This is a genomic window from Streptomyces sp. C (assembly GCF_000158895.1).
Lineage (GTDB): Bacteria > Actinomycetota > Actinomycetes > Streptomycetales > Streptomycetaceae > Streptomyces > Streptomyces racemochromogenes.
Genome location: NZ_GG657751.1, coordinates 499,199 through 512,707, shown reverse-complemented (window position 1 = coordinate 512,707; position 13,509 = coordinate 499,199). Strand labels below are relative to the sequence as shown.

15 protein-coding genes and 1 pseudogene are annotated in these 13,509 nt (G+C 66.5%); 3 read left to right on the top strand and 13 right to left on the bottom strand.

All coding sequences use genetic code 11. From position 1 onward, the window contains the following. Positions 1–10: 10 nt before the first annotated feature. The gene (locus tag SSNG_RS35690; protein ID WP_050780060.1) at positions 11–556 is read right to left on the bottom strand and encodes a hypothetical protein; all 546 of its coding nucleotides are present in this window, start codon (positions 554–556) and stop codon (positions 11–13) included. Positions 557–701: 145 nt separating this feature from the next. On the opposite strand from SSNG_RS35690, the gene istA reads away from it, so the two are divergent. Both istA and istB read left to right on the top strand, forming a co-directional pair. Further along, a complete protein-coding gene (istA, locus tag SSNG_RS35685; protein WP_042804831.1) occupies positions 702–2,120 on the top strand; it encodes an IS21 family transposase in 1,419 nt (472 codons plus the stop codon). Then, positions 2,117–2,887, top strand: coding sequence for an IS21-like element helper ATPase IstB (istB, locus tag SSNG_RS35680; protein ID WP_007268855.1), 771 nt, complete (start codon positions 2,117–2,119; stop codon positions 2,885–2,887). Before istA ends, istB begins: the two co-directional genes overlap by 4 nt. A gap of 10 nt (positions 2,888–2,897) precedes the next feature. Here istB and SSNG_RS35675 read toward each other — a convergent pair whose 3' ends face one another. The 4 genes from SSNG_RS35675 to SSNG_RS35655 form a co-directional block, all read right to left on the bottom strand. Then, positions 2,898–3,299, bottom strand: coding sequence for a hypothetical protein (locus tag SSNG_RS35675; RefSeq protein ID WP_241695328.1), 402 nt, complete (start codon positions 3,297–3,299; stop codon positions 2,898–2,900). A 58-nt stretch (positions 3,300–3,357) separates the two neighbouring features. Beyond that, on the bottom strand, positions 3,358–3,834 hold the full coding sequence (locus SSNG_RS35670) for a Ku protein (RefSeq protein ID WP_347232519.1): 477 nt from the start codon (positions 3,832–3,834) through the stop codon (positions 3,358–3,360). A gap of 70 nt (positions 3,835–3,904) precedes the next feature. Further along, entirely contained in the window at positions 3,905–4,264 is a 360-nt protein-coding gene (locus SSNG_RS35665) for a DUF6233 domain-containing protein (RefSeq protein ID WP_007268852.1), read from the bottom strand. A 2-nt stretch (positions 4,265–4,266) separates the two neighbouring features. Further along, positions 4,267–4,608, bottom strand: coding sequence for a hypothetical protein (locus tag SSNG_RS35655; RefSeq protein WP_007268851.1), 342 nt, complete (start codon positions 4,606–4,608; stop codon positions 4,267–4,269). A 44-nt stretch (positions 4,609–4,652) separates the two neighbouring features. On the opposite strand from SSNG_RS35655, the gene SSNG_RS35650 reads away from it, so the two are divergent. Further along, entirely contained in the window at positions 4,653–4,964 is a 312-nt protein-coding gene (locus tag SSNG_RS35650; protein ID WP_007268850.1) for a hypothetical protein, read from the top strand. Between the two features lie 24 nt (positions 4,965–4,988). Here SSNG_RS35650 and SSNG_RS35645 read toward each other — a convergent pair whose 3' ends face one another. From SSNG_RS35645 to SSNG_RS35610, 8 genes and pseudogenes are all read right to left on the bottom strand, one after another. Continuing rightward, on the bottom strand, positions 4,989–5,657 hold the full coding sequence (locus tag SSNG_RS35645) for an HNH endonuclease family protein (protein ID WP_007268849.1): 669 nt from the start codon (positions 5,655–5,657) through the stop codon (positions 4,989–4,991). 118 nt (positions 5,658–5,775) lie between these two features. Further along, complete coding sequence (locus SSNG_RS35640) at positions 5,776–6,138, bottom strand: hypothetical protein (protein ID WP_129593427.1); 363 nt, start codon at positions 6,136–6,138, stop codon at positions 5,776–5,778. A 372-nt stretch (positions 6,139–6,510) separates the two neighbouring features. Next, positions 6,511–6,804, bottom strand: coding sequence for a hypothetical protein (locus tag SSNG_RS35635; RefSeq protein ID WP_042804679.1), 294 nt, complete (start codon positions 6,802–6,804; stop codon positions 6,511–6,513). A 246-nt stretch (positions 6,805–7,050) separates the two neighbouring features. Then, positions 7,051–8,075 (bottom strand): annotated as a pseudogene (locus SSNG_RS35630) (response regulator). Then, entirely contained in the window at positions 8,068–8,301 is a 234-nt protein-coding gene (locus SSNG_RS35625) for a hypothetical protein (RefSeq protein ID WP_007268844.1), read from the bottom strand. The pseudogene SSNG_RS35630 and the gene SSNG_RS35625 overlap by 8 nt, the downstream one beginning before the upstream one ends. 493 nt (positions 8,302–8,794) lie before the next feature. Then, positions 8,795–9,589, bottom strand: a complete 795-nt coding sequence (locus SSNG_RS38465) for a helix-turn-helix transcriptional regulator (RefSeq protein ID WP_007268843.1) — start codon at positions 9,587–9,589, stop codon at positions 8,795–8,797. 9 nt (positions 9,590–9,598) lie between these two features. Beyond that, positions 9,599–9,784, bottom strand: a complete 186-nt coding sequence (locus tag SSNG_RS35615; protein ID WP_129593426.1) for a hypothetical protein — start codon at positions 9,782–9,784, stop codon at positions 9,599–9,601. 735 nt (positions 9,785–10,519) lie between these two features. Beyond that, positions 10,520–13,288: a hypothetical protein gene (locus tag SSNG_RS35610; RefSeq protein ID WP_129593425.1), complete on the bottom strand. Its 2,769-nt coding sequence runs from the start codon at positions 13,286–13,288 to the stop codon at positions 10,520–10,522. Positions 13,289–13,509 lie beyond the last annotated feature (221 nt).

Sequence of the window (13,509 nt, the reverse complement as noted above, 5' to 3'; positions counted from 1 at the left end):
AGGTGGGTTCTCAGGACCGACGCCTGGCGCTTCCCGCCAGGGCGTCGACGAGCTGGTCGTGCGTCATGGCCGAGCGGCCGGGGATACCGGCGGCCGCGGCCCGCTGATAGAGGTCGGCCTTGGTCAGCGACGCCAGATCTCGGGCCTTCGGCGTGGAGCGGATGCGCTTCTTCGGGCTCCTCTTCCCGGGCGTGGTGCCGCTCGCGGTGGCCTTGCCCTGGGTGTCTTTGGGGCTGCGGGCCCGCTCGACGCTGGCGCGCAGGGCTTCCATCAGATCGACGGCGCCGGTGGCCCTGGCGGCCGGCTCCGCCTTTTCGACGCTCTCGCCGGTCTTCTTCGCTTTGATGAGGGCGGCGACCTTCTCCTGGAAGGTGTCGTGGAACTGCTCGGGGTCCCAGGTCATGCTCAGGGCCTCGATCAGCTGCTCGGCCATCCGCAGCTCCTTCTCGGAGGCCTTCGCCTTGCCGGGCAGGTTGTCGATCTCCTTCTTCGGGTCCCGGATTTCGTCCGCCCAGTGGAGGGTGTGCAGCGTGAGGATGCCGTTCTCGGCTTTCACGGCGACGAGGTACTCGTGCTGGTGTCGGCGTACACGTGAACGTGCAGGACCGCGTACGGATGAACGTGCAGGGTTCTTGATGTGCTGAGGTTCAGGGTTCGGCACTCTGCTGCCTGTTGGTCGAGGTCGCAGAGATGGGGTGGCCGTGGTCCTGGATCCGCAGCGCTGGCTGGAGCTACGCCGCTTTCGTGGCCTGGTCGAGTCCGGAGCGATGAGCCTGACCGAGGTCGCCAAGGAGACGGGCCTGAACTGGCGGACGGTCAGCAAGTACTTGGCAGCCGACGGCCCCGCCGCGCCTCCACGCCGGTCGCCGAACGGCCGGTCACGGGTCAGGGTGATCGACGAGTTCGCGCCGCTGGTCGACTCGATGTTGCGGGCGGAGATCCTGATGAAGGCCGCCGTGATCCACGAGCGGCTCGCAGCGGAGTACGGGTTCACCGGCAACTACCAGCGGACCAAGCTCTACGTTCAGGAAGCCCGACCCCGGATCGCCGAGGAACTCGGCATCACGCCGAATGAGCTGGCGGGCATGCACCGTCGCTTTGAGGTGATCCCCGGCGCCCAGGCCCAGGTGGACTGGGGCGACGAGGGCAAGATCCTCGCCCACATGGGCATCCCGAAGGTCTACTCCTTCCACATGACGCTGTCGTACTCGCGCGACCCGTTCTGCTGCTTCACCACCAGCCAGGACCTGCAGACGTTCTTCGACTGCCACCGCCGCGCGTTCGCCCACTTCGGCGGGGTGCCGATGACGATCGTCTACGACCGCACGAAGACCGTCGTCCGACGCCACGTCGCCCCGGGCGAGGCGGTCCCGCTGCACCCGGAAGCGGTCGGGTTCGCCGGCCATTACGACTTCGACATCGACGTCCTGGCCGCCTACCGGCCCACCGGCAAGGGACGCGTCGAGCGCCAGGTCCTGATCGTCCGCGACCACGTCCTGTCCGGCCGCTCCTTCTCCTCCGTCGAGGAGATGGACGCCGCCTTCATTACCTGGGTCCCGCAGCGACGGGCCCAGGCCCACAGGACCCACCAGCAGATCATCGGAGAGCGGGCGGCCCCTGATCACGTGGCTCTCAGGCCTCTGCCGCCGACCCCGTATCTGGTTGCCGAGCGGCACCTGCGGCCGGTCGGCAAGGACTGTTTGGTCGCCTTCAGCGGAAACCTCTACTCGGTGCCCGCCCGCAGGGTCCGCCCCCGGCAGCTGGTGGAGATCCGGGCCACGAAGTCGCAGATCATGCTGCATTCCACCATCGCCGACTCCAGCGGCGAGACGCTGCTGGCCACCCATCCTCGGGCGATCGGCCGCGGGGTCCGCGTCGTCGAGGAAGCCCACTGGGACGGCCTGCCCACGGGCAAGGGACGCCGGACCACCACCGGCGATGTCCTGCCACAGCCCCGTCGTGAGCGTCCTCGGGGCGAGGAGGCAGGGCCTTTGCAGGCTCTGCTGAACCGGGCCGCGGCCACCCATATCGAGGTCGGCCGCCGTCCGTTGTCGGTCTATGACGAGCTGACCGGAACCCGCCCCTTCACCACCCGTCCGAGCACGAGGGAAACGTCTTGAGCGAGCTGGTCTCCACCCGCATCCGCAACACGGCCGGCAAGCTCGGCCTGCCCCACCTCGCGGAAACCATCAGGGAATACACCCGGCGGGCCGACGAGGGGAAGATGGGCTACCTCGACTTCCTCGACCTGGTCCTTTCCGAGGAACTGGCCGTCCGCGACGACCGCCGCTTCCGCCAAGGCCTGAGACTCTCGAAGCTGCCGCACCACAAGACGCTCGACGAGTACGACTTCTCTTTCCAGCCCGAGCTCGACCCGCGCAAGGTCAAGGACCTCGCCACCCTCTCGTTCGTCGAGGGCAAGGCGAACGCCGCCCTGCTCGGGCCACCCGGGGTGGGCAAGACGCACATCGCCGTCGCCCTGGCGGTCGCGGCCTGCCGGGGCGGCTACTCGATCTACTTCACCAGCCTCGACGACATGGTCCGCAACCTCAAGGCTGCCGAGACCGCCGGGCGTCTGACGAACAAGCTCGGCACCTACCTGCGGCCCGGCGTCCTCGTGGTGGACGAGGTCGGCTACCAGCCCCTCGAACGAGCCGAGGCGAACCTGGTCTTCCAGGTCATCTCCAAGCGCTACGAGAAGGGATCGATCATCCTGACCTCGAACAAGACCTTCAGCGAATGGGGCCAGGTCTTCGGCGACGAGGTCCTCGCCACCGCGATTCTCGACCGACTCCTCCACCACTGCGAAGTGATCTCCATCAACGGCCCCAGCTACCGGCTCAAGAACCGCCTCCAGGCCATCGAGCGGGAGAACGACGTGGCCTGACCAGCTGCGATCAGTGCACCGGATCTTCGCCCGGCGCGATGAAGGCATCGGCGCCATCGGCATCCTCGACATGCCCCTGGGCATCGACCGTGATGGCCGTCGCCCGCCCCTGCGAGGTGATGAGCCAGGCCAGCACCTGTTCCGTCAGCGGCGTTCCCCCTGGACCCTCGTCCTTCCAGTGCACCCGCCACCCTCCACCAGGCACCGCGGCCACGACCTGGTCGGCTCGCTCCAGGTGGGAGAAGTCCTCATAGTCCGTCACCGCACGCAGGGCGCCGCGCTTGGGATCGACGACCAGGGCCGTCCCGGTCGCCTGGTCCCAGCCCTCCACACGCACCATGCGGCCGATCTCCGTGTCGGTGCCGTTGAAGATCGCGGTCCAGCCGGTCTGATTGAAATAGCGAAGAGACACCTCCCCATCATCTCGAACCACGACGCTCGCACTTCACAGGGCTCACTGCTCTGCACGTTCATCCGTACGCAGCTCTGCACATAGCCGAGTACGCCGACAGCTGGCGCATCACGAAGGTGGCGATGCCGGCCTTGCCAGCCTTTGCGAGCGCCTGCTCCAGGATCGAGTAGACCTTCGCGTACTCGGCGCTGCGCGGGCCCAGGTAGTACGTCTTGTCGAAGAAGATCGGCTCCACATCCTCCAGGTCCACGAATCCGGCGATCTCCAGGGAACGCGAGCGGCCCGGGGCGATGTCGTCGAGCTCCCCCGGTTCGACAATCACGTACTCGGCGCCGGTGTCGGAGCCCTTGACGATCTCGCCGAGGTCGACCTGGTCGCCGGTGCGCTCGTTGATCCTCTTGTTGCGGATCCGGTCCGAGGTGCCGCGCTGGAGCTGGTGGAAGTGGATGGTGTGGCTGTCGGTCGCGGTGTAGAGGCCGACGGGCAGGCTGACCAGCCCGAATGCCAGATTTCCGGCCCATACGGGTCTCGCCATCGCCCGCACCTCCACCGCTCGCCCCGACTCTCAGCTCAGCGCTTGCGGGCGGTGATCGCATCTCTGGTGGTCAGAGGTCGAGGAGTCCGAGGGCGGAGTCGGCGCGGCAGATCTCGCACGCGCGCGCCGGTGTGTTCTGCAGGGTCTCGACGGCCTGGGCGCGGGTGGCGGGCCGGGAGCGGCCCGAGACCATGCGGCAGTCGCCGGTGTGCACGAGCTCGGGTCGGCGTTGGGTGCTGATGCCGTACTCGATGATCCACTCCACCACTGGCGGCTGGTGCTGGGCGGCGTCGGCGCGGATGCGCTCCGCCTCCTCCAGGCCGGCGATCCGGTGCCGGGTGTGGTCGAGGAGGACGGAGAGGAGGGTCTCCACGGTCCGGAGTCGGTCCAGGTCTGGAGGGAGCCAGGCCCGCTCGCTGGCGGTGTCCACGGCTACCCCTTCCCGTCCTCGGCGGGCACCCGCTTGAGGGCCATCCGGGACGCCACGACCTTCTCGCGCTCCACCGTCGCCCAGAAGTCGTGGTCCACGACCGCCGAGGTCAGCCGCCGCAGCCGGACCTCGAAGGCCGCCTTCCTGCGGCGCTCCTCGTCGGTGTAGCCGGGGCTCGGCTCGACGTCGCCGTGGTGCGAGTACACGCCCTCGCGGGCCTGCCAGCCCGGGTGCGGCGGCTCCACGGACCACGGCAGGCTCCGGCAGTAGGCGCTGTGGTCGGCGCGTACGCGGTGGAGCTGGGTCTGGAGGGCTTGCAGGCGGGGCGGGAAGTCGAACGACATACTGCAATCGTACTAGCGTTCGATAGTCGTGGTGTAATCGAGCCATGGCGGAAAACTGCTTCCCGGAGGACCTCATCCAGCTCAGGGCGGAGTGGGTCCGCACCTACAACCGCCTCGCCACCCCGCCACCTCCGCCCGACCCCGCAGAGTTCGACCGCCGACTGCTCCAGCTGTCCTTCCGGATCCGTGCGCACCCGTACTGGCGTGATCACCCCCCAACTAGAACCGCCCGCGCGGCCCTCCACCGAGCCGCTGTCACCGCGCCCGGCGGCGAGCCGGAGATCGTGAAGCAGGTGGTCGACGGACGGCTGGTCGCCGTCCTGCCCCCGGCACAGGGGCAGGACGCTCGCGGGTGAAGGACGGCGGGCGCTGCGGCTGGTTCACGCCTCGCAGGTGTCCAGCAATTTCACAAGGGCGGCCTTCTCCCCCTCGGTGACCGACAGACCGTAGATCGCCTTCACGTGCGTCCAGGCCCGGCCGTAGGTGCACCAGTAGGCGCTGCTCGGCGGCACCCAGAACTCTGGGCTCTGGTCGCCCTTGCTCCGGTTCGAGGCGGCGGAGACCGCGATCAGCTGCGAGTGCTCCAGGTCGTTCGCGAACTGCTTGCGCTTGGCGGTGGTCCAGTTGTCGGCGCCGTGCCGCCAGGCGTTGGCCAGCGGCACCATGTGGTCGATGTCGAGCTGCCCGGACGCGGTGAAGGTCTTGTTGTCGTACAGGCTCAGCCATGTTCCCGAGACCGACCTGCACTCCTCGTCCTGGACGACGGTTTCGCCGTCGCGGGCCAGGACGACCTCGCGGGTGTCGCACTTGCCGAACTGAGCCGCCCAGTGCGGGAACTTCGTCCGGCTGTAACCGGTCATCGGGTGCGGCGGCTCGACGGTGAGCAGCTGTAGCTCGTCGACCGCGACGGCGGCCTGCGGCGGCTCGGGCATCTGGATCGACACCGTCGGCGAAACGGCGACGGCAGAGGATGCAGCGGAGGCGGGGCCGGCGACAGCGATGGCGGCGAGGGAGAGCGCGACTGTAGCGCGCCACAGGTGCTTGATCACTCCGCGTTCCTACCGGCTGACCCCCACCTTCGCCCGCCCTCGCTGCAAGACCACCACTCGGTTGGGGGGCCATCTTCACCGCAGAAACGAAGCTTCAGCTAGCTGAGGCTTCGCCCCATCAGTCTTCAGTCGGCATCGGCCGGGCAAGCAGAGCCACCAAGTCCTCGATGCCTCGGATGATTCCGCGGGCCTCCAGCCGCGCGAGAACAGTGGGAGCCGCCAGCGGCCCGTTTCCCGAGAACGTGAGATGCCCGAGGTCGTCGACGCGGAAGGAACCTTGGACGGTGTCGCCGGAGTGGCCGGGCAGCCGCACCGTGAAGCTGGCCTCCGTCAACCGGGCGTGAGGAGGGCCCCACTGCGGATCGTTGTTCTCACAATCGCGCTCAAATTCCGCCTCCACGTCGTCCTCATCGAGATCGACCAGCTGGCTGATGGTCAGGCGAGCCGCTTTCGCCGCTGCGGCGACCTGGAACTCCGCCAAGTACAGAGCCTCCACCACAGCCTCGCGCCTGCTGCTGTTCGGGAGGCCACCAGTCTTCCCCAGCGACCACAGCGCAGCCAGGAGGGGCACACAGGTGGCGGAAGGTGTTGTCGCTCCACCAGTCCGGCCGGATCCGCGAGGCGGGATCGATGAGACTCATGACTGCTCCAGAGCTGAGACGTCACTGACACCACTGTGAACGTCGGCAGCCCGGCCGAGGGTGCGCGCACTCGTCTGCCTGGGCGAAACCAGCAAGAGCGCTTACTGCATGAAACTGGGCAGCCTGGCCAGCGGGCACCGAAGGAATCCGGGGTGAGCTCCCCCAAGAACAGGCGCCGGTTCACAGCCTCCCGGGCGCGGTGGACAGAGGAGTCACTGGCACCCACCCGGCAGCTCCTCGCGGGCCTGGAGGCACAGCTCGCGGGCCTGGGCCAGAGCGCCGATGTCGCTCGGCCGCAGCTCCAGCTGAAGCTGGTTGAGCCTGCGTCGGTGCGCGGTCAGGCGGGCGGCGGCCGTCTCATCGGCACGGGCAAGGACTGCGGAGATCGACGCGACGGTCAGCTGGATGTCGCCTAGGACCGCCTCGTAGTGCTCGTCGGCGTACAAGCCGCCGGGAACCGGGGTGATCTGAGTGAGCACCGGCTCGGGACGCTGTTGGTCGGTCAAGGGGTTTCCCTTCGTCATGCAGTCTGGTCGAGGTGAGCGATATCGCCCCAGGGCTGGAGGCCCTGGCTCCAGCCGCTTCCTGTTGCTTCTCACCGACGTGGAACGGGCCCTGCAGAGGCTGGTCCGCAGCCCCGAGGTCCCGGCCACTTCCACGCGGCTGACCACCGCCCATCAGGCATCGTCGGCGAGGTCATACCCAACAGCGTGGCGATCCTTTCCCCGCGTCCGAGGGACAGCTGGCGAACCTCACTGGTGGCGTTCGAGGTAGATGCTGGTGAAGACCGCGACCTTGGCCCGCAGCACCCAGGGGTCGAAAGGCTTCGAGATGTAGTCGACGGCACCGGCCGCGTAACCGCGGGCGGAGTGCTCAGGGTCTGCCCCCATTGCGGTGAGGAAGATGATCGGCACATCCCGCGTACGAGGCCGACGTTTGATGTGCGCAGCAGTCTCGTAGCCATCCATGTCCGGCATCTGCACATCCATGATGATGACCGCGAAGTCATCGTGCTCCAGCAGAGCCTTGAGAGCTTCCCGCCCAGAAGACACTGCTACCAGCTCCTGGTCGAGGGTCGAGAGCACCGCGCTCATCGCCAGCAGGTTGTTCGCCTGATCGTCCACCACGAGAATCTTGGGCATACCAGGCGGCACAGAAGCCGTACCCGGCACCGCTGCCACACCCGTCTGATGCACCCCCTCGACTGCCTCCAGCTGCCGCTCCAGCAGAGCACACCGCTCCTCCGCCTCACTGTGCTGCTTCTGCGCAGCCAGCAGCTCCGCACAGAGCCGAGCCACCTCACTCTGCAACGCGTCACGCTCCATCAGGAGCTCCGAGACATTCGGATGGGCCGCAGCCAGCCGATCCGCCCGCTCCCGCTCCGTGCTCCACTCGACCTCCAAGTGGTTCAACCGGACCTCCAGGTCAGCGATACGGTGCTGGCGGTCCAGCAGGGCATCCCCCAACACATCGCCCCGCACGGTCGAGCGCCGAGAAACCCGGCTGCCCGGTGCAGACCACGTACCATCTCGATCGCCTCAGCCGTCGGGCTCACCCCGCGCTGCTCGGCCAGATCGGTGAACAGGTCCATCACGACCTCCCACGGGGGTACGCGCGTCCCGCTCAGATAGCGGGAGAACGTGCCCGGGTCGCGGGTGCGCCGAGCCGCGTACCGCCTGACCGACACACACAGCCCGTCGAACAGCTCCCGTAATGCCACGGCCAAGGCCCGAGACTCCTGCGTCAGACCATCCCCCAGCGGCCGTAACTCACCCATGTCGGTTCCCCGATTCCGCCTGCTCCCGCACCGGCTCCGTCGCCGGCTCGACCGCGATCAGCCGGTTGAAGAAGGGAACGGCCACTCCAACAGCCGCCAGACCACACAGGAAGCTACGGGCAATCCCTTCGCCGGCAAACGAGGCCAGCACCCCGGCCACAGCCCCCGCTAGAGCCGCAAGCAAGAACACCAAAGTCGCCCGCAGCGACAGCAGTGAACGGTCCATCACGTCCTCTTCGTCAACGCCACGCCGAGTCGTAGCCCGACGCCGCACGACTCCTCCGGCAGCAGCCGGAAGAGAGAGCCACAGCATGGAACGTGAACAGACCGTTGCACCCAGGCAACAGGCATATCGGCAACGTTGGCAGGGCTCTGGCATCACCTCCGCCCAGTCCCACCAGGCATCCCCGCCGCTCAGCGCTGTAACGGCCCGAGCTGATGCCGTGCAACACCACATCCGCGCGCAAAGGCCACGGCTGCGGCTCGGCAGACACAGATGACCTGCATGAATTGCCCGCAGCTACGAGACCTATGCCGACGAGACAGTACGACTGGTCACGGATGCCGTGCACACCGCTACCACCCGGAAATGGGCGCCCGGTCTCCTGGGGTGGGGCACCGCCGACGACCTCTACGCCTGCGGAGCCCTGGACACGTCTGTTGTGTCCGGGGGGCTCAGACGCCCATGGCGCGCAAAATCCATGGACGTCTGAGCAACGTCACGAAGCGGAGCGCACGTTTTGCCCGTACATCTCGTAGTCGAGGGTGACAAACGATTCGTAGAGCAGGCGGTCCCACATGGTGGAAGCCCCGGATCGATCACTACCCCCAGGGCGGATCGGCACCGGATCGTTGGATGTGATCTCGCTGAATGTCTGAGAGTCCCCGTGGACGACAGCGTTTCTGAGTTGCCGCCACTTCTCCAGGTGGTCGGTCTTGGCAACAGCGAACCGTCCTGGACCAACCAATCTGGCCCATGCGTCCAGCCAGGCCCCTTGCTGCCTTTCAGGGACGCTGCACGCCCGGAGGAACGCCCTCAGCTGGGCAGGCGTGGTCGGGAGGGCCTGCCGGTTGATGATCCTCGAAGCGCTACTGATAGCGAGCCATTCCTTGCCGGCACGGCGCTGCATCTCGCGTAGAGAAGGGGCACCGTCCCTCTGGTAGAGACTCACCAGTGCCTGACTCAGATCCCCCTGTGTGCCGAGGAGGGACGGGTTGGGCAGCCCTCTGACCTTGAATCCGAGCTCGGCAGCACGAGCTCGGCGCCAGTAGATCTTGCCAGCAGTGATCTCGGCGTCGGAGCCACCGCAAGCCTTGAGGAACCTGATGACTGTGGCCTCTGTCGGAGTGCTACCGCCAGACGCTGCGCGCTTCAGAGTGGCAGCCGACAGACCGCTCCGCTGGGAAAGCTGCTGGTAGGTGAGCTCGGCTGCGAGACGGCACTCGCGGAGTTGCGTTGCGAGGTGACCACGCTCGGGAACGGAGTAGTCGACGGGCTTTTCGGAGCGTCCCATCGCCTCACCTCACTGGCTCACACGGAGTACAAGCTCCGCGAGCCCGGTGATCAGCTTCCTTCCTCCACTGGCCGCGACGAGCACGGCGGTCCCAATGGCTCCGCAGTACCCCAGGAGCGGGTAGATCTCATTGGCAGGCATGCCGGCGATGGCCAGCACGGTGCCGAGAACGGGGAAGGCGATCACACCGGTCACCAGAGGGAGAGTGAGGCGAGTCGACTCGGCCGCCGGTGGCGGGACCATGACGGGTTCGAGCGCGCTGGAACCGGGCTTAATGGACTTGCTGGGCAAGAGACCAATCCCCTGTCTGTGACTGACTGTCCTGGCGAGGCGCCCGAGGGCGCCCCGTCAGCGGCTACTGGCTGCAAATGGCAAGCACACAGGGGTATTTGGCGTTTCCCCCACGAGTTTGATGCCGCTGCAATCATCTCAGCCCGGTGACCGCGAACAGCCGGTCTCCTCAGGGGAACCACCTCTTTGGCTCGCCAGCGTTCCAGTGTGAGGGGCAATGTGGTGTCGCAAACGGGCCAGGTCCTGAACTGCTACTAGAAGCCTCTGACCTGCAAGTTTAGTTACCGGTACGTTCTGAGGCGGCACCAAAGACGCCCCGAGAGTGGTGTTTTTCAGCCATCCCCAGGGCTATCGGCCACACGTTGGCTCGGATCCGTCCAACTCGAATTTGCGCTGCCGAGATCCTCTGACTGACGCTGACTGAAGCAACCAGGTTGGTTAAGTACCGCCTGGACAGTCCCCACAACGGCTACTGGCTGCAAACCACGCTGACAGGGACACCGGCTGCTCCACGTTGGCGCGCGGACAGCCCAGAGGCTGTCACCTCATTGAGGTGACAGCCTCTGCTGCTTCCCCTCACATCCCACCTTTGCCGCCACCGCTGCAGTAGTCCTGCAGCATCTCCTCCAGGTTCTGGCCTCAGGAAGTGTGAATGGCGCAGTCACTAGCACGCTGCAGAGGGATGTCCCCGTTAGCCCTCGGCTGGAGGGGCAGGGACCAGGCGACACGGATCCCGTCCAGCAGCGTGCGTGCGCTGTACGGAGAGATTCCCAGTTCCTGCCTGGCGTCGGCCAGACGCTGAAGGCTGCCTTCGCGGCCGAACGCCGCAGCAAGGGCGGTACGTCGGTCCAGCCCGTTGCTGCTGAAGATGTCGAGCAGGGTCAGCGAGAAGTAGGCGTAGGCGGAGGCTTCCTCGATGAGCTCGCGCGTGGTGTCGACGAGGTCGGGGCTGGACAAGGTCTCCGAATGATCGGCGCTGCCGTAGAAGGCGAACCGTTCCAGGGTGGGACGCAGGCTGACCACGGCACACGAACACGGAAGCTGGACGTCTCGGACGAGTGCGCCGAAGGAACCGAGAATGGTGCTCGTGGTGCGTGAGAACTGATGCTTACTCAGCAGAGTACGGAAGCCGGCCAGTGTCTCCGACAGCTCTTCCAGAATGAGATGCCGTGAGATCTCGGTCAGCTCGTAGGACTGAGATTTCTCCTGCATCTCCAGGATCTGCAGGCCATAGCGAAGAAGATCCCGCAGGCCGCCACCCGACAGGGCATGGGCCAGCGCCGCGTACGGGCCTGTCAGAGTCTTCGAGCGGCTGGAGAGAATCTCCCTCGACTCCTCAAGAGTGCTGGGCTGAACATGAAGGATGTCGTCGAGGGAACTGTCGGTCACATCCCGGTGCGGCAGCCCCCGCCGGACGAACGCCGCCCCGACATCCTCAGCCACCGAGATCAAGTAGTAGACGTCTGGCACCCCAAGGATGGCCTTGATCTCACTGAGAAACGCGAGTGCCTGGCTGTCGGACCCCAGCCGGTCGACCTCGTCGATAGCGATCACGACAATCTGCCCCACCTCCGCCTTCTCGGCGGCGATGAGCCCCAGCAGGCGCCGGAAGTCATCGACAAGTTCAGGAAAACTCACCGGCACCGTCGACAGGGACGAAGTGTGGGAGGTGCCCAGAGTCAGCAGCTTCGTGAGGCTGGTGCTCAGGGCATTTGAGGACGACTGGACGGTCTGCAGCCGGTAGAGATAGTCCTGGCAGCGCACCACGAGAGCGGACTCGGCGGGGCGAGGCTTCCAGAGCCCAATCCTCATCAGCAGTGCCGCGACCACAAAGCCGACAATCCGCAGCGGGTTCTCAGAGTCCGCGAGCAGCGCCCGGATCTGCTCGTTGCGCAGGAGAAGGACGACAAGCAAGCCGCCGACGAGATACATGACAGGACGGAAGACTGCCCTGGACGAGACATCCCAGAAGCCGATCGAGACCTCGGCTTCTGACGCCTGAGCCGTGCGACAGCCCTCCCAGACCAGGAGGAGGACACCCAGGATGAGCATGGTGCGGAGCTCGAAATGCAGGAGCACGAACAAAACCTGTTCGTCACGGACCACGTCACGGATGAGCAAGGCGAACAGCAGGAGGCCCATCAGGCCGGCGAACACCAGAGGGACCTGGAGCAGGACGCGGATCACCCCGGCCTTCCGCCGTGCCCGCCACCACAAGAGCCCCACCACCGCAACCAGCACACTGCCGACCACCGAGTGTCCCTGCCAGAGCTGCACCCCACTCAAGGCCACACGGCTCGACACAACGTCCACAAGATGAGCCCCTGCCGCAACGTTGCCGGTGTACACCGTTCGCACTGACGTCGCCGAAGCCACCACCACCAAAGCCGCGGCTGGCACCGCGAACAGCGCCCACCGCCCCGCACGCCTCGCAACAGCCCTGACTCGCCGGCCCAGGCGGGCAAGAGGCGACAACCGTGTGAACTCAGGCACGGGCTTGCCACTCGCCCGGATATAGGTCTGGCACAGACGCACCGACAACGACACCAGGAACTCATGCGGGGTGTACGAGGCCGGAGCCTGAGCAAGCACCCCGAAATCCGCCGCCCTGACCGCCCCCTCCAGGAGAGTGGTCTTTCCCGAGCCCCGAGGACCACAGACGGCGATCGTCCCGCCCTCGATCTGCTGCACCTTGCGCTTCAGCTGGACCAACGCAGCGCTCTCCACGAGGTAGCGGTGAGCCCGCGGCATGCGCAGACCCTCCTCATGACCGCTACGGATAAGCAGGGAATCTGGGTCGTCGCCAAGCATCTCCAGGATCAGTGCGCCGGCCGAAGGCCCTGTCCCCTCCCTCCACAGAGTCTCAGCCCACGCCATGGCGCACGTCCCCGCGCTGACGCGGCGGATTACCCAGCGGAACTTCAGAGCGCCCGCCCACATACACCGCAGCAGGGTCATCAAGACGGTGCTGCCACGAGAGTGCAACCAGATGAGAACCCCCGCCGTAAGCAGGAGCACCACGCAGGGAATCAGGGGACCGCCGAACAGGATCAGGGCAAGAATGCCGCCCAGCAGGAGCAGGCAGACCAGCCGCCAGTCCCAATCCGCTTCGTCCGCCGCACGTTCATGGGCAAGGGCAGCCTCATCTAATCGGGCACAAGCATCCACAAACCGGGCGCGCGTACTCAGGGCATCAGCACATCGACGGATCACCTGCCCGCGGTAGGGCTCGGCGCACATGCGTGCCAACACGGCAGAGCGATTGACCCCCTCACGCTTCCCAAGCAGCCGGGCCGACTCCGGAGCGCCCAGGGCCGAACTAGCACACCGAAAGTAGATAGCTTCCGAGTCCGGCGCAGAGAAGAAGTGCTCAGCCTTCGTGAACCAGATCTCCAGCTGCATCTCCAACGTCCGCATCGTTTGGCCCTCCCCCGAAGTGACAGGATGCGGATGCTAACGGCCCAGCCACCCCGCACATGCCGACCGGCCAGAAACCACCGGTGTGCAACCCATACCTGGCGAAAACCGGAGGATGACGCCAGCCGAAGACCACTGGCCCGAAGCGACAGCCAGGCCACTGCACCCAACGATGTGCCGGCGCTCGCCCGGCAGCCATCCGCAGCCAGCCC